Annotated in this window: 15 protein-coding genes; 6 read left to right on the top strand and 9 right to left on the bottom strand. The window is 66.2% G+C overall.

From position 1 onward, the window contains the following. Nucleotides 1-164: 164 nt before the first annotated feature. The 3 genes from EWE75_RS04505 (at nucleotide 165) to EWE75_RS04495 (ending at nucleotide 3297) form a co-directional block, all read left to right on the top strand. On the top strand, nucleotides 165-1169 hold the full coding sequence (locus EWE75_RS04505) for a fumarylacetoacetate hydrolase family protein (RefSeq protein ID WP_130155503.1): 1005 nt from the start codon (nucleotides 165-167) through the stop codon (nucleotides 1167-1169). Nucleotides 1170-1192: 23 nt separating this feature from the next. Next, nucleotides 1193-2875, top strand: a complete 1683-nt coding sequence (gene treF, locus EWE75_RS04500) for an alpha,alpha-trehalase TreF (RefSeq protein WP_130155502.1) — start codon at nucleotides 1193-1195, stop codon at nucleotides 2873-2875. Nucleotides 2876-2982: 107 nt separating this feature from the next. Then, nucleotides 2983-3297, top strand: a complete 315-nt coding sequence (locus tag EWE75_RS04495; protein ID WP_130155501.1) for an SMR family transporter — start codon at nucleotides 2983-2985, stop codon at nucleotides 3295-3297. Nucleotides 3298-3604: 307 nt separating this feature from the next. Here EWE75_RS04495 and EWE75_RS04490 read toward each other — a convergent pair whose 3' ends face one another. The 6 genes from EWE75_RS04490 to EWE75_RS04470 form a co-directional block, all read right to left on the bottom strand. After that, nucleotides 3605-4381, bottom strand: coding sequence for a DUF3592 domain-containing protein (locus tag EWE75_RS04490; protein WP_130155500.1), 777 nt, complete (start codon nucleotides 4379-4381; stop codon nucleotides 3605-3607). 299 nt (nucleotides 4382-4680) lie between these two features. Further along, nucleotides 4681-5376, bottom strand: a complete 696-nt coding sequence (locus EWE75_RS04485) for a hypothetical protein (RefSeq protein WP_130155499.1) — start codon at nucleotides 5374-5376, stop codon at nucleotides 4681-4683. Between the two features lie 264 nt (nucleotides 5377-5640). After that, nucleotides 5641-9099: an error-prone DNA polymerase gene (locus EWE75_RS04480; RefSeq protein ID WP_130155498.1), complete on the bottom strand. Its 3459-nt coding sequence runs from the start codon at nucleotides 9097-9099 to the stop codon at nucleotides 5641-5643. Nucleotides 9100-9124: 25 nt separating this feature from the next. Further along, on the bottom strand, nucleotides 9125-10231 hold the full coding sequence (locus tag EWE75_RS26140) for a DUF6504 family protein (protein WP_345789367.1): 1107 nt from the start codon (nucleotides 10229-10231) through the stop codon (nucleotides 9125-9127). Then, nucleotides 10150-11199, bottom strand: coding sequence for a Y-family DNA polymerase (locus EWE75_RS26135; protein WP_345789366.1), 1050 nt, complete (start codon nucleotides 11197-11199; stop codon nucleotides 10150-10152). Before EWE75_RS26135 ends, EWE75_RS26140 begins: the two co-directional genes overlap by 82 nt. Beyond that, nucleotides 11105-11860 carry an ImuA family protein gene (locus EWE75_RS04470; RefSeq protein ID WP_427915766.1) on the bottom strand — a complete coding sequence of 252 codons (756 nt, stop codon included), beginning with the start codon at nucleotides 11858-11860 and terminating at the stop codon, nucleotides 11105-11107. The genes EWE75_RS26135 and EWE75_RS04470 overlap by 95 nt, the downstream gene beginning before the upstream one ends. Nucleotides 11861-12051: 191 nt before the next feature. On the opposite strand from EWE75_RS04470, the gene EWE75_RS04465 reads away from it, so the two are divergent. From EWE75_RS04465 to EWE75_RS04455, 3 genes are all read left to right on the top strand, one after another. After that, nucleotides 12052-13338 (top strand): 3-methyl-2-oxobutanoate dehydrogenase (2-methylpropanoyl-transferring) subunit alpha, encoded by a 1287-nt coding sequence (locus EWE75_RS04465; RefSeq protein ID WP_130155497.1) that lies wholly within the window; start codon nucleotides 12052-12054, stop codon nucleotides 13336-13338. A 235-nt stretch (nucleotides 13339-13573) separates the two neighbouring features. Continuing rightward, nucleotides 13574-14578, top strand: coding sequence for an alpha-ketoacid dehydrogenase subunit beta (locus EWE75_RS04460; protein ID WP_130155635.1), 1005 nt, complete (start codon nucleotides 13574-13576; stop codon nucleotides 14576-14578). A gap of 1 nt (nucleotide 14579) precedes the next feature. Continuing rightward, nucleotides 14580-15908, top strand: coding sequence for a dihydrolipoamide acetyltransferase family protein (locus EWE75_RS04455; protein WP_130155496.1), 1329 nt, complete (start codon nucleotides 14580-14582; stop codon nucleotides 15906-15908). A gap of 81 nt (nucleotides 15909-15989) precedes the next feature. Here EWE75_RS04455 and EWE75_RS04450 read toward each other — a convergent pair whose 3' ends face one another. The 3 genes from EWE75_RS04450 to EWE75_RS04440 form a co-directional block, all read right to left on the bottom strand. Then, nucleotides 15990-16136, bottom strand: coding sequence for a lmo0937 family membrane protein (locus EWE75_RS04450; RefSeq protein ID WP_130155495.1), 147 nt, complete (start codon nucleotides 16134-16136; stop codon nucleotides 15990-15992). 94 nt (nucleotides 16137-16230) lie between these two features. After that, the gene (gene ypfJ, locus EWE75_RS04445) at nucleotides 16231-17145 is read right to left on the bottom strand and encodes a KPN_02809 family neutral zinc metallopeptidase (protein WP_130155494.1); all 915 of its coding nucleotides are present in this window, start codon (nucleotides 17143-17145) and stop codon (nucleotides 16231-16233) included. Nucleotides 17146-17229: 84 nt separating this feature from the next. Continuing rightward, nucleotides 17230-18099, bottom strand: a complete 870-nt coding sequence (locus EWE75_RS04440; RefSeq protein ID WP_130155493.1) for an aldose 1-epimerase family protein — start codon at nucleotides 18097-18099, stop codon at nucleotides 17230-17232. Nucleotide 18100 lies beyond the last annotated feature (1 nt).

Here is an 18100-nt window from a genome sequence, read left to right as displayed (position 1 = left end):
CTTACGCCCCCAACGCTTGGGTCCCGCCCTATGCGGCGCCCCCCGCGCTGGCCCCCCCTCTCCGCCCGCCACGAACGGTTTGAGAAACGACATGCTCCAAGCCGGCTCGACACCCTCGCCCGAAAAGCTATGCTCACCACCCGAGAACAGACAGGAGAGCGCGCATGAAACTGGCCAGCCTGAAAGGGGGCCGCGACGGCAGCCTCGTCGTCGTCTCCAACGATCTCGCCTGGTGCGCCGATGCCGGCCACATCGTGCCGACGCTGCAAGCCGCGCTCGACGATTGGGAGCGACTGCTGCCCGATCTCCAGAACCTCGCCACCGATCTCGACCATGAGATGATCCCGATGCGGCGCTTCCACGAACATGCCGCCGCCGCCCCCCTGCCCCGCGCCTATCAATGGGCCGACGGTTCGGCCTATGTGAACCATGTCGCACTCGTGCGGCAGGCGCGCGGGGCCGAACTGCCCGACAGTTTCTGGCACGATCCGTTGCTGTATCAAGGCGGATCGGACGGTTTCCTCGGCGCGCGTGATCCGATCCCGCTCGCCGACGAAAGCTGGGATTGCGATCTCGAGGGCGAGGTGGTGGTGGTGACGGGCGACGTGCCCGCCGGCGCGAGCCGCGACGAAGCGCTCGCGAGCATCCGGCTGGTCGGGCTCGCCAACGACGTGTCGTTGCGCGCGCTGATCCCCGGCGAGCTCGCCAAGGGGTTCGGCTTCTTCCAGTCCAAGCCGGCAAGCGCATTGTCGCCGGTGTTCGTCACCCCCGATTCGCTGGGTGATTGGTGGCGGGATGGCAAGCTGCACCGCAAGCTCAACATCGATTTGAACGGCGCGCCGCTCGGCCGGGTCGATGCGGGCGAGGACATGACCTTCGATTTCGGCACGCTGATCGCGCACGCCGCCAGGACGCGCGCGCTAGTGGCGGGGACGATCATCGGCTCGGGCACCGTCTCCAACCGCGATGCCGAGGGCGGCCCCGGCAAGCCGATCGCCGAGGGCGGGGTCGGCTATGCCTGCATCGCCGAACAGCGCAGCGTCGAGACGATTCGGGGCGGCGCCGCGACCACGCCGTTCCTCAAGCGCGGCGACACGATCCGCATCTGGGCGGAAGATGACAAACACCACCCGATCTTCGGCGTGATAGAGCAGACCGTCGGCGGCTGAAGTAGGGGGCAGGTTTGCGAGCAATGAAGGCGATCTGGGCGGCGGCGCTGCTGGCGCTGGTGGGCGGCTCCGTTGCGGATGCCGCCGCGCCGCAGCGGGCGGCCACGCACAAGACAGTCAAGTCCAGGTCGGCGAAGCACCGCAAGGCGCGCCGCCCACGCCACCATGTCGCGCCGCCGGCCGAAGCCGTGGCCGAGGTCGCGTCGTGCATCCCGCCTGCCACGCCGATCGCGGGCGCGGTGCCGACGCCGCTCGATCTTTACGGCCCGATCTTCACCGAAGTGCAGCAAGCGCGGCTGTTCCCCGACAGCAAGAGCTTCGCCGATGCGACACCGCTGCGCGCGCGCACCGCGATCCTAGCCGACTGGTGCGCGACTCATCCCGAGTCGCCCGACCAGCTCCACGCCTTCGTCCAGCGCAACTTCGCGGTGCCGATGGCGCCGCCCATCCCCGCCGCCAATCCGGCCCGCCCGCCGGTGCAGGATCACATCGCCGCGCTCTGGCCGCACCTGACTCGCCCGCCGCTTGCGGAAACGTCGGGCGGATCGGCGCTGGCGCTGCCCGAACGCTATGTCGTGCCCGGTGGGCGCTTCCGCGAAATGTATTATTGGGACAGCTATTTCACCATGCTCGGCCTCAAGGCGGACGGGCATGGTGATCTGGTCGAATCGATGCTCGACGATTTCGTGTCGCTGGTCGAGCGCTACGGGCACATCCCGAATGGCACGCGCACCTATTATGTCGAGCGGTCGCAGCCGCCGATGCTGTACCTGATGCTGGCGCTGTCCGACGCGAACGATCCGGCGCTGGAGGCGCGGCGGCTGGTGGCGCTCCGGCGCGAGCATGATTTCTGGATGCAGCCCGAGCGCGTCGTGACGATGCCCGACGGCAGCGTGCTCAACCGCTATTACAGCCATGCCGACCGCCCGCGCGAGGAATCGTGGCGCGAGGACGTCGCGCTTCAGGCGCGGACCAAGCGCGAGGCCGGGCCGCTGTACCGCGACATCCGCGCGGCGGCGGAGAGCGGCTGGGATTTCAGCTCGCGCTGGTTCGCCGATGGCAAGACGCTGGCGACGATCGACACCACTAACGTCGTGCCGGTCGATCTCAACAGCCTGCTCTATGGCATGGAAGGCGCGATCGCCGAGCAATGCCGCGCCGCCGCCGATGCGGCCTGCGCGACGCGATACGATGCGCTGGCGGCCGCGCGCAAAAAGGCGGTCGAGACCTGGCTGTGGGACGACAAGGGCGGCCGCTACGGCGATTGGGACATCGCGAAGAAGACGCTGCGCCGTGGCCTCACCGCCGCGACCGCCTTCCCGCTGTTCACCGGCCTCGCCGCGTCGGACCGCGCCGATCTCGTCGCGGCGACGATCGGCGAGTCGCTGGTCGCGCCGGGCGGCTTGCGCACCACGCTCGCGCGCACCGGCGAGCAATGGGACACGCCCAACGGCTGGCCGCCGCTCCAATGGATCGCGATCGAGGGGCTGAACCGCACCGGCCATGAGACCGCCGCACGCGAACTCGCGCAGCGCTTCCTCGCCACCGTGCTGCACGAATATCGCGCGAGCGGGCGGATGCTCGAAAAATACGATGTCGAGCAGGCCCGCCCCGGCGGCGGCGGCGAATATCCGCTGCAGGACGGCTTCGGCTGGACCAACGGCGTGGTGCGCGCGCTGATCGCGCGCTACGGCAAGGCGCAATGATTGCCAGCATGACCGGCGCCGCGTAAGGATTCGGGGCGAGGCCACGCCCTCGCCCCAACATGGGGTATCTGTCCGGGACGGCCCGGCCTTCGACACAGGAGGGCCGCATGCCCTGGATCGCACTCACCATCGCCGGACTGCTCGAAATCGTCTGGGCGTATTTCATGAAGCAATCGGCCGGGTTCACGCGGCTTGGGCCATCGGTGGTGACCTTGGTCGCGATGATCGCGAGCTTCAGCCTGCTCGGCTATGCGATGCGCAGCCTGCCGCTGGGCAGCGCCTATATGATCTGGACCGGCATCGGCGCGCTCGGATCGTTCGTGCTCGGCATCGCCCTGCTCGGCGAAGCGGCGACGCCGGGGCGGCTGATCGGCGCGGGACTGCTACTGGCGGGGCTGCTGATCCTGAAGGTGGCGTCGTAGCGGCGGAACGTTGCTAAGGTTATCCACCGGAGACACGGTGCGGGGTGTGTCACTTTTGGATGTGCCTTACGGACATGCCTTGTGTGAGATGCGAGGGCGGACCGGTTACGGTTGGGGCTAACACTGTCAAAGAGCGTGGCGGGGAGGATGCCGGAAGCGGCGGCTGTAGGACAGGTTCGATCGTGTTGCTCGAAGGGCGAAAGGTGTTGGGAAGCGGACGGACAGGCTTTCTGGCGCTTATGGCGACGGCTGCCACTTTATGGGGCGGGCTTTACGGCAGATGCACTGTTTGAGGATACTGCCTTCGCTAACTTGGGGTCGATCCCGTCGCTTGAGCAGTCGCATAGTATTTGGTGAGAGCGCCCATAATGAGCCAAAGTGGGATACCCATCCCAATCATTGGTATCAACAGAAACCCAGAGAGAAGGGTCACGGAAAACATCACCGATCTCCACGATGCCTGACGATGAATATTGCCATTCCAATAAACCATGGATCGGCTCGGATTTTCGGGGTCATACAGAATTGGTACGGTGCCCGTAGAAACGGCATAACTATATTCAGGGTTGGGATAACGATTTGGATCTCCTTCGTTGGCCGTGCCCCTCGCCAGATGATTGCTGCCGCGAGGGGTGAATTCATATTCAATTCCGGTTGAGCAGCCGTTTTTACCACATTCCTCGACGAAGGTCCGAACCAAGCGTGCCTGTGCCATCATGCCATGAGCATCAAGATCGACGGCCAACTGGTGATTATCAAGGGAATAGCCAAAGAAGAGAAAAAGTCCGATTAGATAATACCCTCCGAACATCAAAAAGAAAAACATCTTGGGCGATCGGCCACCAATGAGGCGGGATCGCACGCCTCTAAGTGTGAAGAAGAATAGCATCCCGAGCGTGGTCGCGATCGACGCGATGATGATCGGTTCGCCTAGGAAAATGTCGTGAAGCGCATGACCCTTGGCGAACAAAAATGGCACCGAACTGAACAGAAAAATTGCCAAGCCCAGACCTAGAGGCAAGATAATCGCCTGCTGAAGTGAGCCACGCTCCCCCGTGATACTCCAACCGGTGGTTTCGTCCATATCACTCACCTGCGCCACCGTTCGATCAGCGAATTTCCCAAGCGATCTATGCAGACGTGTGCTAACGTCTTCATGACAGATAGGTGAATTCGGTCGGCTCCAGCCTACCGGTGTGCATCACTGGAGACGCCCCCCCGTGAAACGAATGGCTGTCGTTGAGGAAACGACTTCGACCACGAGGTCCGTTTTTGGGCGACTGCCGACGGGCCGCTTTGACCCGACGCCGATTGCCAGCGGTAACGGGGAAAACTGGTGGGAATCAGTCATTCCCCTGCCAATTCGGCAGTTGGTCTCCGTAGTCAGAGACCTGGAATCTTGGCCCCCGGTGGCGCAAGAATGCCGCCGGCATTTCTGCCTTGGGCATCAAGCGAGGCCGACATCACTACTTCGCCGTTAGCGAACACCAGATCGTAAACGTCGTCACCCATCGAGCTACGCCCACGGAAAATGACCGACTTAAGCTCGCCCATGGATTTGAACATGGGATGGGTCATGGGCAAATCCCGGCGAACGATTTCCGCAAACGGCGGAGAAAGCTTGTCAAAGTCGGGTGAGCCGCTCGCCAGACCTGCGACAAGGCGCCGCAAGGCAGCTTCGGTGCCGGCAGTCGGCACGGAATTGGATGCGGCTGACTGTGCTGACGGGACCCGTGCTGACGAAATTGCCTGGCCCTTGATGACAGCAGGTGACTGCCCCCCCATCACCAAGGCTGCTGCGATAAGAATGATCATTAACATCGCTCCTGAGACCACATAGAGTAGGTGCCGCCGCGTGATCCACACGGTCTCATTGCGCGGGGCGGCAACGGAGCCGCCTTCATCATGTTTGATGTCGCCCAGCGGAAGGTCCGACGGGCCGGGTCCCAACCGACCAGACCGCTCTAACGCCTCCACCAGCTTTGCAGCTTCAATAGATGAGGATAGGCCGAGCTTGGCACGGGCCATCTTCAGCCGCTTCTCCACAGCGTGAACAGAGATCCCAAGATCGATGGCCATTTGCTTAGCGGTCTGATGGTTCAGACAACGCTTTAGGCATTCCCGCTCGGCTAGTGTCAGGCGAAGGATCGCTCCCCGCGCGCGCTCGTCTATCACGTCTATAGTCATGCGGGCCACCGTAGCGCGTTAAGAGCCAATACCAACTCCCGCTGGGCGGTACTCCTCTGGTACCCTACTCCTGGCGGCCTAACCGGGCAGGGAATGTCAGCTCGTGGGGGCGGTCACCGACGCCGCGTTGTAGGGCACAGACCGGCTCCGCCCCCCTCAATGAAAGTCATGGCTCTTCACCGGGATCACCGCCGCCCGCTCGCGGTAGTGCCAGTCGATGCGGCCCGGCCGCCACTCCGGGTCGCGCGGGTCGATCGTGCCGCCGTGGGTGGCGCCGTCGCCGGGCATGGTGAGGCGGGGCAGGTCGATCTCGCCGACCTGGCCGAGCAGCGGCGTCAGATCGACGATGCGGTCGGCGATGACGTGGATCACCAGCCCTTCCTTCTGGACGCGGCCGACGATCGACACCATCGTCGCGGTCATCACGGTGCGGCGCTGCGCCTCGAACCGATCGGGCCAGAGGATGCCGTTGGCGATGCCGGTCTCGTCCTCGATGGTGATGAACAGCACGCCTTTCGCGCTGCCCGGCCGCTGGCGCACGAGGATGATCCCCGCCACCTCGACGCGCGCGCCGTCCTTGATGTGCTGGAGATCGCCGCAGGTCCGAAGCCCGCGCCGGGTCAGTTCGCCGCGCAGGAAGGTGAGCGGATGCGCGCGCAGCGAGAGTTGCGTCGCGCGGTAATCCTCGACCACCTCGCGGCCGGCGGTGAGCGGCACCAGCGCGACCGGCGGCTCGATGCCGGAGACGCGCGCATCGGCGGCGGCGAACAGCGGCAAGGGTTTGGCGCCGAGCCCGCGCACCGCCCATAACGCCTGCCGCCGGTCGAGCCCGAGCGCGTGGAACGCATCGGCGCGCGCGAGTTTCTCCAGCGCGAGCGTCGAGATGCCGGTGCGGCGCCACAGATCCTCGACCGAGGTGAAGCGCGCGGCGGCGCGCGCCATCAGCAGCTTGCCGGCCTCCGCGCCGGACAGGCCGGCGACGATGCGCAGCCCGAGGCGGAGGGGATGGCGCATCACACTGGCTTGGTCCTTCCCCGCATTCTCGCTATCTTTCCGGTTCTCTCGCGAACGCGAGGGTGCAGAGTCCATAGAGCCGCAAGTCGTTGTTTTGCTTGGCTCTGGATTCCCGCGTTCGCGGGAAAACGCGACAGGACTGAGTGCTCGCAGCGACGGTTGCAGAGGTCTCGCCTGCGCCGGGGAAGCCGCTTCGGAAGGCTCCACCAACACACTATCCCAGTCGCTCGCGTTGACGCACGGCGGCAGCACATCGACGCCATGCGCGCGTGCATCGCGGACGATCTGCGCGGGCGCGTAGAATCCCATCGGCTGCGCGTTGAGCAGCGCGGCGCAGAACACATCCGGGTGGTGATGCTTCATCCAGCACGAGGCATAAGCGATCTTGGCGAAGCTCGCCGCGTGGCTTTCGGGGAAGCCATAGCTGCCGAACCCCTCGATCTGCTTGACGAGCCGTTCGGCGAACGCCTGGGTGATGCCGTTCGCGAGCATGCCGCTGACGAGCTTTTCGGTGAACTTGCCGACTCCGCCGGTCATCTTGAAGGTCGCCATCGCGCGACGGAGCTGATCGGCCTCGGCGGCGGTGAAACCAGCACCGACGATCGCGACCTGCATCGCCTGTTCCTGGAACAACGGCACGCCGAGCGTCTTTTCCAGCACCGCCTTCAGCGCGGCATTGGGGTAGCTGACCCTCTCCTTGCCCTCGCGGCGCTTGAGATAGGGATGCACCATGTCGCCCTGGATCGGCCCCGGCCGCACGATCGCGACTTCGATGACGAGGTCGTAGAATTCCTTGGGCTTCATGCGCGGCAGCATCGACATCTGCGCGCGGCTCTCGATCTGGAACACGCCGAGCGTATCGGCGCGCTGGATCATCGCATAGGTGCCGGGATCGTCGGTCTGGAGCGCGCCCGACGCCATATCGAGATCGAGGCCCTTGTGTTCGCGCAGCAGATCGAAGCAGCGCCGCATGCAGCCGAGCATGCCGAGACCGAGAATATCGACCTTCATGAAGCCGAGTTCCTCGATATCGCCTTTCTCCCATTCGATGACCTTCCGGTCCGCCATCGCGGCGGGTTCGATCGGCACGAGATCATCGAGCCGGTCGCGGGTCAGCACGAAGCCGCCGGGATGCTGCGACAGATGGCGCGGCGTGCCGATCAACTGCGTGGCGAGATCCAGCGCGAGCGCAAGACGCGGCTCGGTCTTGTCGAGGTTGAGCGCCTCGACATGCGCGTCGGGCACGCCCTCGCTCGACCAGCCCCAGATCTGGCTGGCCAGTCCCGCCGTCATGTCTTCGGGCAGGCCCAGCGCCTTGCCGACCTCGCGGATGCTGCCGCGCGACCGGAAGCGGCTGACCACGGCGGTCAGCGCGGCATGCTGCTCGCCATAGGTCTCGTAAATCCACTGAATGACGCGCTCGCGCTGCTCATGCTCGAAATCGACATCGATATCGGGCGGCTCGTGGCGATCCTTGTTGATGAAGCGTTCGAACAGCAGCTTGCGCTCGACCGGATCGATCGAGGTGATGCCGAGCACGTAGCAGATCACAGAATTGGCCGCCGAACCGCGCCCCTGGCACAAAATGCGCTGGGCGCGGGCATAGGCCATGATCGAATTGACGGTCAGAAAATAGGGCGCGTAGCCCATCTCGCCAACCAGCCCGAGTTCGTGTTCGAGCAATTCGGTATAGGCGCGTGGCGGATTTCCATCGAATTTCCGCGCGAGTGCCGTGCGGGCGAGATGTTCGAGCGCGGCCTGCGGCGAGCGTCCGCTGAGCACGATCTCATCGGGATATTGGTAATCGAGATCGCGCGGGGAGAAGGTGCAGCGCTCGACAACCGCCTCGACGGCGGCGAGCGCATGGCGGTGGTGGCGGAAGCGGCGCGCCATCTCCTCAGGGCTTTTGAGGTGCCGGTCTGCGCTGCGCTCGCGGCGGAAGCCGAGTTCGTCGATCGTGCATGTCTCGCGGATCGCGGTGACGACGTCCTGCAACATGCGGCGCTCTGGCACGTCGTAGAGCACGTCGCCGGTGACGATCGGCGAAAGCCCGAAGCGACGCGCGCTGTCGGCGAGGGCGTGCAGTCGACGGGCCTCGCCGGGGCGGCGATGCTGGGTCAGGCACACATGGCCGCGCTTGCGATCGAAGATATCCGCCATCCAGCGCAGTTGGTGCATATCCCCGGTGTCAGCGAGACCGGGAACGAGCGCGGCGACCAGCCCTTGCGCATGCGCCGCCACATCTTCCCAATGCAGGAAGCATCGCCCTTTCTCGCCCTTCTGCGCATTGGCGCGCCCCTTGCCGAGTGTCAGCAGGCGCGTGAGCCGGCCCCACGCCGCGCGATCTTCGGGCCAGACCAGCAAAGATGCGCCGTCGACCAGATCGAGCCGGCATCCGGGCACGAGGCGGATCGGCGTTCCTTGCGCGGTGATCTCCTCGGCAGCGACCAGCCCGCGCACGATGCCACCGACCGAGTTACGATCGACGATGCCGAGCGCGGGCATGCCCGCCAGAGCGGCGGCTTCGAACAGTTGCTGCGGCGAGGACGCGCCGCGCAGGAACGAATAATGCGTCGTGACCTGGAGTTCGGAGTAGGTCATGCGCCCCACCTCACCCGAACGCGCCTCACCCGAACGCGCCGTGGATGAACCAGGCGAGGTCGCCGGTTTCGGGGCGTTCGCCGTCGCCACGGCGGAACAGCCAGAAGCGGTGGCCGGCTTCGTCCTCGACGCGGAAATAGTCGCGTACCGATTGCGCCTCTGCGGCGCGTTGCCACCATTCGCCGAGGATGCGCTCCGGCCCGTCGGCGCGGACGATGCGGTGCGTCTCCCCGCGCCAGGTGAAGCGGCGCGGTGGCTGATCGGGCAGTTCGGCGATGACATGGTCGAGCAACTCGGGCCGGCGCAGCAGCCGCGCCGGGCGCGGCCAGCGCGGGTGCCAGGGGTGGAGATCGACCCCGCGATCGAGTTGGCGGACATCGTCGGGCTTGAGCCGCGTGGCCGGGCGTGTGGCATCGAGGAGCGGCGGCCCGGATGCAAGCGAGCGTTCGGGCACGTCGCTCTCGACCGGCCGGATTCGCCACAGCCGCGCGTCGCCGATGCGGTTGGCGAGCGCATCGACCAAGGGGGCGATGTCGGTGGTGCGGTCTTCAAGCCGTTCCTCGAACGGCTGCGCACCAAGCGGGTCGGCGCGGCGAACGTGGAAGGCGAGCGCATCGATGCCGTAGCCGGGTGAAATCTCTTGGATGCGGCGGGTGATGAGGCGCAGCATATGTGCAGCATCACGGCTCGGCCGGGCGAGGCCGATGCGGAGATGCTGGGGCACGCCGTCGATCCGGTCGGCGACCAGTTCGATCATCCGCGCGCCCTTGCCGGCCTGCGCGAGCGCGGTGACGAGGTGCTGCATGAGCTTGCCCAGCCAGTGCGCGATCGCCTCGGCAGTGGCGATCGGTTCGGCGAAACGCTGTACGACCGCGATCGGCTCGGGCGGGATGACGGGGTCGAGTGGCTCGGCGACGCGGCCATGCGCCTGATCGAGCCGGGTGAGGAGCGCATCGCCGAAACGGCGCGCAAGCGGCGCGCGTGGCATCGCGGCGAGCTGGCCGATGGTCTCGACACCGAGATGGACGAGTGCGTCGATAGTGGCGGGATCTAGGCGGAGGGCTGCGAGGGGGAGCGGGGCGAGGGCTTCGGGGTGTTGCCCGGAAGGGATAACCGAAAAACCGTCGCCCATGCCGCCCCCGGCGTATCGGCCACCGCGACTCGGGCGGTGTAGCCCAGCCGCGCGAGCAGCCTCACGATACGACGTGCCATTGTCGCCTCGCCGCCGAACAGATGCGCGGTGCCGGTGATATCGAGCAACAATCCGTCCGCGCCCGACACTGCGGCGATCGGCGTCCAGCGTCGTGCCGCCGTCGTGGCGAGGCGCAGCAGATCGGCGGCGTCGCCGGCCGGATCGGCATCGCGGATGTCGAGACCCGGCACCAGCGCGCGCGCCTGGGTGATCGCCATGCCGGGCATGAGACCCAAGGCACGCGCCGCCGGGCAGGCGGCGGCGATGACGACGCGGCTGCCGTGCTTGAGGCTGGTGACGAGCGGCTGCGGCGCACCGTTCCCCCGCGCAGGCGGAGGGCCAGAGTCGCGGGCGGCATCGCGTGTGACACTGGACTCCCGCTTTCGCGGGAGAACGGATTGGCTTGGGCCGAGTGATTTCGGCAGCGCGCCGGGTGGACGGAACGGCTGGCCGCCGGTCGCCTCGTCGGGTGGCATGGCGCGGAACGGCGCTGCTGCGGCTTCGCTGCGGCGGCCGAGCTCGCGTAGCGGCGGGCGCTGGTGGGCGGGGAGTGCTGCGATCTGCGCGGCGACGTTCGCCTTTCCATCGACATGCCCGCTCATGCGCGCGGAGGTCTCCTCGCGCGCCCATTTCGCGCCGGGGCGCCAGCCGCCGCCGCGTGGCACCGAACAGGCGACGGCTTGCTCGGCGGCGGCGGCTTCGGCGAGCGTGGCCGCGCCTCGGGCAAAGCCCGAGTCGTCTGACGGCGCTTCGCGCCGCCGGCCGGGCTTGTCGCTGTGCGAAATAGCTTCGCTATTTCGTCTCGCGACTACGTCACGCAGCTTCGACGTAGGAATATCGGTCCGCTCCATCCGTCGCAGCCGTTCGATCGGCCAGTCGGGCAGGTAGAGCGAGGCGACCCGTTTCATCGCATGCCTCCATGATGGTTTCGAAAGGCTCGCCGCCGCGCTGGCGGACCAAAGCGACGTGCCAGCAGGCGCGCCCGACCCCCTCGACCGGCAGCGGCTCCGAAGGTGCGCTGCCGATCCGCCAACGCGTGATCGCGGCGGAGGGGACGTGGAGCGGGTTCCCCCCTTCGCGCGCATGCCGCTTGAGCAACAGCGCGATCGTCTTGCCGCCCTCGGCGGCGAGTTGCAGGCGGCGGGTGTTGGGCATGGCGGCGCGCTTGACCTCGCCGATCACCGCACCGAGGCCACGGTGGCGCAGCCCCTCCTCCATCAGCGCCAGTACTTCGGCATCATCCGCCGCCTCGGCATAGAGCACGCGATCGGGATCAAGGCCGGCCTGATACAGCCCCGGCGCGAACAGGTCGCGGCGGCGCACCACCCACAACACCGGCCCCCACGCCCGCGCGGCGGCACCCGCCATGAACAGGGTCGCGGCGGCGTCATCGCTGGGATCGGGGCTGGCGGCAGCGATTTCGTGGAGCGAATCGAGCCGCAGCCCGCCGCTCGCGATTCGCCCGTCGAGCGCGGCAACGCCGAACGGCAGCACCGGGCGGCGCTTGAGGCCATCGCCCTGGATCGCCCGCAGGCTTTCACGCAATTCTGCTATGGTGGCTGACGACACGATTCGACTCACTGCTAAGTGTTCCTATTTTGTTCTGTTTAGCACACCTGAGTCAATGGCCCTTCTCCCCTGCCTGGAAGGGAGGGGAGAAGCCGAGGGTCTAGCCAAGACCGTTGAAATTTAATAACAACGGCGCATAAGATGATTTCGGGCGTTCTGACGGACGTGCCGATCCGAACTGCGGAGAAGTGATGCCAAGCGACCGCCCCGGCGCCAATCTGCCTCCCCTGTCGCTGTACGTGCCGGAACCGCGCTTCCGGCCCGGCGATACGGTGGATTTCACGGAGGTTGTGCTGCCCCCCGCCGGGCAGGCGCGCCGCCCCGACACCGCCGAACCCGCCCATGCGTTCACCGATCTCGCCTATGATCTCGTGCGCGTTCTCGACACGGACGGGCAAGCGGTCGGTCCGTGGAATCCGCGCCTTTCGCCCGATACGCTGCGCGACATGCTGCGCAGCATGGTGACGGTGCGCGCGTTCGATGAGCGCATGTTCCGCGCGCAGCGGCAGGGCAAGACCAGCTTCTATATGAAGTGTACCGGCGAGGAGGCGGTCGCGGTGTCCGCCGCCTTTGCGCTCGATCGTGACGACATGTGCTTCCCGTCGTACCGCCAGCAGGGCCTGCTGGTCGCGCGGGGCTGGAGTCTGGTCGACATGATGAACCAGATCTATTCGAACAAGGGCGACCGGCTACAGGGCAAGCAGCTCCCGATCATGTATTCGGTGCGCGACGCCAGCTTCTTCTCGATCTCGGGCAACCTCACCACGCAATATCCGCAAGCGGTGGGCTGGGCGATGGCGAGCGCGGCCAAGGGCGACACGCGTATCGCGGCGGCGTGGTGCGGCGAGGGATCGACCGCAGAGGGGGATTTCCACTCGGCCTGCACCTTCGCCAGCGTCTACCGCGCGCCGGTGATCTTCAACGTCGTCAACAACCAATGGGCGATTTCGAGCTTCTCGGGGTTCGCTGGCGCGGAGGCGACCACGTTTGCGGCGCGCGCGATCGGCTATGGCATCGCCGGGCTGCGGGTCGATGGCAACGACGCGCTCGCGGTCTATGCGGCGACCGCATGGGCGGCGGAGCGCGCACGCACCAATCAGGGGCCGACGCTGATCGAACATTTTACCTACCGCGTCGAAGGCCATTCGACCTCGGACGATCCGGGCCAATATCGCTCGGCCGGCGAGGCGAGCGCCTGGCCGCTCGGCGACCCGGTCACCCGGCTGAAGGATCATCTCATCGCGATCGATGAATGGGACGAGGACCGCCATATCGCGCAGGACAAGGAGATCGCCGAAATGGTGCGAGCGGCACAGAAGGAAGCCGAGGCCAACGGCATCCTCGGCCACGGGCTGCACCAGCCGCTCGATACGCTGTTCGATGGCGTGTTCGAGGAGATGCCGTGGCATTTGCGCGAACAGCAAGCGCAGATGATCGCCGAAGAGACGGCGAGCGGCCGCCCGTGGGCGCGCAAGTGATGGGCGCGGTCGCACCATGTCTCCCTCTCCCCTCGAGGGGAGAGGGTTGCGCAGACTTGGGCCCGCGTCTTCAGCGGGCCTTAGTCGGAGCTGGGAGAGGGGTGAGCGGCGCGCTTGCGCCGCGCGGTCCTGCGGACCGCTCAACCCCTCACCCAACCTTCGCTAGGCAGCAAGCTGCCAAGCTGCGGTATCCCTCTCCCCTGTCCAGGGGAGAGGCCAAGTGAGCACCACCCGCATGAACATGATCCAGGCGATCAACTCGGCGATGGACGTGATGATGGATCGCGATCCCGCCGTCATCGTGATGGGCGAAGACGTCGGCTATTTCGGCGGCGTGTTCCGCGCGACCGCCGGATTGCAGGCGAAATACGGCAAGACCCGCGTGTTCGACACGCCGATCACCGAATGCGGCATCATCGGCGTCGCGGTCGGGATGGGCGCATACGGGCTGCGGCCAGTGCCCGAGATCCAGTTCGCCGATTACATCTACCCCGCGCTCGACCAGTTGGTGAGCGAGGCGGCGCGGCTGCGCTATCGCTCGGCAGGCGAGTTCATCGCGCCGATCACGGTGCGCTCGCCCTTCGGCGGTGGCATTTTCGGCGGGCAGACGCATTCGCAATCGCCCGAAGGTATCTTCACGCACGTATCCGGCATCAAGACGGTGATCCCGTCGACACCCTATGACGCCAAGGGGCTGCTGATCGCCGCGATCGAGGACAATGACCCGACGCTGTTTTTCGAGCCCAAGCGAATCTACAACGGCCCGTTCGACGGCCATTGGGATCGCCCGACGCAGAATTGGTCGCAGCATCCCGCCGGCGCGGTGCCCGAGGGCTATTACAAAATCCCGCTCGGCAAGGCCAACGTTGTGCGCGAAGGCGAGGCGCTGACGATCCTCGTCTATGGCACGATGGTGCATGTCGCGAGCGCCGTGATCGCAGATGCTGGCGTCGATGCCGAGATCATCGACCTGCGCACGCTCGTACCGCTCGATATCGAGACGATCGAAGCGTCGGTGAAGAAGACCGGGCGCTGCATGATCATCCACGAAGCGACGCGCACCGGCGGGTTCGGCGCGGAACTGTCGGCGCTGGTGCAGGAACGCTGCTTCTACCATCTCGAAGCGCCGATCGAGCGCGTGACCGGCTTCGACACACCCTACCCGCACAGCCTCGAATGGGCGTATTTCCCCGGCCCGGTGCGGATCGGCGAGGCGCTGAAGAAAGTGATGAAGGACTGATATGGCCCGCTTTACCTTCAAACTCCCCGACATCGGCGAGGGCATTTCCGAGGCCGAGATCGTCGCGTGGCACGTCGCGGTGGGCGACCGTATCGAGGAGGACCAGCGCGTCGCCGACATGATGACCGACAAGGCGACGGTCGAGATGGAATCGCCCGTGTCGGGCACGGTGATCGCACTGGCCGGCGAGGTCGGCGAACAGGTGTCGATCGGCGCGGCGCTGGTGGTGATCGAGACCGATGCGGTCGATATGGATGCCGAAGAGGCGCCGGCGCTGCGGCCGGTCGATGTGCCTGCGCCGGTGGAGCAGGCATTTGAGGCGGAAAATCCGGGGGTGGAGGAGATCGCGCGACCTGTTCCCCTCCCTGAAAGGGAGGGGCTAGGGGTGGGTCGGCCCGAGGCCGATCGTGCGCCCGCCACAAGCCAACCCACCCCCGACCCCTCCCTTTCAGGGAGGGGAGAGAATGCGAAAGTGCTCGCCTCTCCCGCCGTCCGGGCGCGTGCGGCGGACCTCGGCATCGACCTCGCACAGGTGAAGCCCGCCGAGGGCGAGCGCATCCGCCACGCCGATCTCGACGCCTATCTCCGCTACGGTTCGGCACAGGGCTATCACGCACCGCACACGTCGCACGCCCGCCCGGATGAGGCGATCAAGGTCATCGGCATGCGCCGCCGCATCGCCGAGAACATGGCGGCATCGAAGCGCGCGATCCCGCACTTCACCTATGTCGATGAGATCGATGTCACCGCGATCGAGGATATGCGTGCCGACCTCAACGCCAATCGCGGTGATCGCCCCAAGCTTACGATGCTGCCGCTGCTGATCGCGGCGATCTGCAAGACGATCCCCGCCTTCCCGATGCTCAACGCGCGCTATGACGACGAGGCGGGCGTGGTGACGAGGGCTGGCGCGGTGCATCTCGGCATGGCAACGCAGACCGATGCCGGGCTGATGGTGCCGGTCATCCGCGACGCGCAGGACCGCAATGTGTGGCAATTGGCCGCCGAGATCGTGCGGCTGGCCGAGGCGGCACGGACCGGCAAGGCGAGCAGTTCGGAATTGTCGGGATCGACGTTGACGGTGACATCGCTCGGGCCGCTCGGCGGGATCGCGACCACGCCGGTCATCAACCGCCCAGAAGTGGCGATCATCGGGCCGAACAAGATCGTCGAGCGGCCCGTCTTCCGGGGCGACGATATCGTCCGCGCCAAGCTGATGAACCTGTCGATCAGTTGCGACCACCGTGTCGTCGATGGCTGGGACGCGGCGAGCTTCGTGCAGGCGCTCAAGCGCTATCTGGAAACGCCGGTCTTGCTGTTCGCGGACTGAGCAGCCGCAGAGAGTAGAATAGATAAAACCCGTTCGTGCTTCGATTTCTCGCAGCACGAACGGGCTATATTCGTTCGATCGTTATAGTGCGCGACGGCCCGTGATGAGCTGGATGACCACCACGATAACGGCAATCACGAGCAGCAAGTGGATCAAGCCACCGCCGATATGCACGGCAAAGCCGAGCAGCCACAGGACAACGAGGATGACGGCGATAGTATACAGCATGGTTCAGGCTCCTCCTACTTGAAGGCTTAACGTCGCGACCTGCCCACCCGTTCCGTCTGCGTGACAAAACGTTGCTGATCGCCGCCGCGATTGTTCAGATCGCCCCCGAAAACGTGTCGCATTGCGCGGGATCGCCGCTGTCGAGGCCGGTCTTGAGCCAATGTTCGCGCTGTGCCGAGGTGCCGTGGGTGAAGCTGTCGGGCACGACGCGGCCCTGCGCCTGCTTCTGGAGCGTATCGTCGCCGATCGCATGCGCTGCGGTCATGCCTTCCTGGATATCGCCCGGATCGAGCCGGTCGCGGTTCTGCGCGGCCCAGACGCCGGCGTAGCAATCCGCCTGCAGCTCAAGCCGCACCGACATCTTGTTGCCCTCGGCCTCGCTGCCGCTGCGCTCGGCCTGTGCGACCTTGGCGGAGGTTCCCATCAAATTCTGGATGTGATGGCCGAATTCATGCGCGATCACGTAATCCTGCGCGAAATCGCCCTTGGCGCCGAAACGATTGCCGAGTTCGTCGAAGAAGCTGGTGTCGAGATAGACGCCCTGATCCTGCGGACAGTAGAACGGCCCCATCGCGCTCTGCGCGGCACCGCAGCCCGAACGGCCGCTGCCCGAATAGAACACCAGCTTCGGCGCGACGAACTTCTCGCCCGATTGCTGGAAGAGCGCCGCCCAGGTCTTGTCGGCCGAACTGAAGGCGTTGCACGCGACCTTGCTGGCGGCATCGATGGTGCAGCTCGATTTGGTATCGGTGCCGTGGCCCGCGCCGGCGGTCTGCTCGGTCGGCGCGCTGGTGCGAACGCCGCTGCCACCGCCGCCGAGGCTGCCCAGCCCGCCAAACACCGCGAGCGCGATCAGCAACACCACGACGCCGCCGCAGCCGAAGCGGCTGAACACCATCGGCAACAGCCCGAGCAGCATGCCGCCGCCGCCACCGCCACCAAAGCCGCCGCCGCCCTGGCCGCGCTGATCCTCGACATTAATGTTAGGATCGAAATCGTCGAGACGCATCGCGCTGGCCCTTCACGGTCGTTGTCGCTGGCACCTTGAATGCGCAAGCGCGCCGGACGTTGCAAGGGCGTGACGATTTCCGCGTTATCGCAGCGTGATCTCCATCCGGCACGTCCACGCCGCGCCGGGTGCAATCTCGAACACGCCGGGCTTGTCGCGGAAATCGCCGGCATAGCCCTGCGGGTCGGCGATGCCATGCCACGGCTCAATGCAGACGAACGCCGCGCCGGGCTTGGTCCAGATGCCGAGCTTCTCGGTGTCGGGAAAGGCGATCTCAAGCTGCGGGCCGGTGGCCGCGCCGTAGCTGACGCTGCGCGAGGCGAGGCCGTCCCAGATCAAGGCATCGTCGGCGAAGATCGCGTCCGACAGGTGCAGCACGCGCCCGTCGAGCGGCGACGGTCGTTCGCCCGACGCGGTGAGTCCGTCCTTGAGCGCGACCAGCGTACCCGGTTCATCCGCCGCGAACACGATCCGGTGATCGGCGCGAGGTTCACCGTAAGGCAGTGGCCAGGCGAAGGCGGGGTGGAAGCCGAAACTTGCCGGCATCGGCGCATCGCCGCGATTGGCGATGGTGATCGCGACCGTCAGCGTTGCGCCGTCGATCGCATAGGCCGCGTCGAGCGCGAAGGCGAACGGGTATACCGCGCGCGTCCCGGCATCGTCCTCCAGCCGGAAGCGTACCTGCGACTCGTCCTGTTCGACCAAAGTGAAGGCACTCCGGCGGGCAAAGCCATGCTGCTTCATCGGATATTCGGCGCCGTCGAGCCGCAGCACATCGCCGTTCAGCCGCCCGACAAAGGGGAACAGCAGCGGCGCATGGCCGGTCCAGAACGCCGGATCGGCATCGGTCATCAGCTCGCGGCCTTGGCCGTCGCGCAGATGCGTCAGCTCCGCGCCGAACGGGTTGATTGCCGCCGACAGCCCCGCACCCGTAATCTCGACCAGATCAGCCATT

This window comes from Sphingomonas populi (genome assembly GCF_004208535.1).
GTDB lineage: Bacteria > Pseudomonadota > Alphaproteobacteria > Sphingomonadales > Sphingomonadaceae > Sphingomonas > Sphingomonas populi.
The sequence above is the reverse complement of the archived record's forward strand: the minus strand, read 5'-3'. Positions and strand labels throughout refer to the sequence as shown.

Coding starts and splice junctions, on each gene's coding strand:
- EWE75_RS26140 (WP_345789367.1), bottom strand. CDS start 10,231: ATGGGCGACGGTTTTTCGGTTATCCCTTCCGGGCAACACCCCGAAGCC.
- EWE75_RS04450 (WP_130155495.1), bottom strand. CDS start 16,136: ATGCTGTATACTATCGCCGTCATCCTCGTTGTCCTGTGGCTGCTCGGC.
- treF (WP_130155502.1), top strand. CDS start 1,193: ATGAAGGCGATCTGGGCGGCGGCGCTGCTGGCGCTGGTGGGCGGCTCC.
- EWE75_RS04455 (WP_130155496.1), top strand. CDS start 14,580: ATGGCCCGCTTTACCTTCAAACTCCCCGACATCGGCGAGGGCATTTCC.
- EWE75_RS26135 (WP_345789366.1), bottom strand. CDS start 11,199: ATGAAACGGGTCGCCTCGCTCTACCTGCCCGACTGGCCGATCGAACGG.
- EWE75_RS04480 (WP_130155498.1), bottom strand. CDS start 9,099: ATGACCTACTCCGAACTCCAGGTCACGACGCATTATTCGTTCCTGCGC.
- EWE75_RS04505 (WP_130155503.1), top strand. CDS start 165: ATGAAACTGGCCAGCCTGAAAGGGGGCCGCGACGGCAGCCTCGTCGTC.
- EWE75_RS04440 (WP_130155493.1), bottom strand. CDS start 18,099: ATGGCTGATCTGGTCGAGATTACGGGTGCGGGGCTGTCGGCGGCAATC.
- EWE75_RS04495 (WP_130155501.1), top strand. CDS start 2,983: ATGCCCTGGATCGCACTCACCATCGCCGGACTGCTCGAAATCGTCTGG.
- EWE75_RS04485 (WP_130155499.1), bottom strand. CDS start 5,376: ATGGCCATCGATCTTGGGATCTCTGTTCACGCTGTGGAGAAGCGGCTG.
- EWE75_RS04490 (WP_130155500.1), bottom strand. CDS start 4,381: ATGGACGAAACCACCGGTTGGAGTATCACGGGGGAGCGTGGCTCACTT.
- EWE75_RS04465 (WP_130155497.1), top strand. CDS start 12,052: ATGCCAAGCGACCGCCCCGGCGCCAATCTGCCTCCCCTGTCGCTGTAC.
- ypfJ (WP_130155494.1), bottom strand. CDS start 17,145: ATGCGTCTCGACGATTTCGATCCTAACATTAATGTCGAGGATCAGCGC.
- EWE75_RS04460 (WP_130155635.1), top strand. CDS start 13,574: ATGAACATGATCCAGGCGATCAACTCGGCGATGGACGTGATGATGGAT.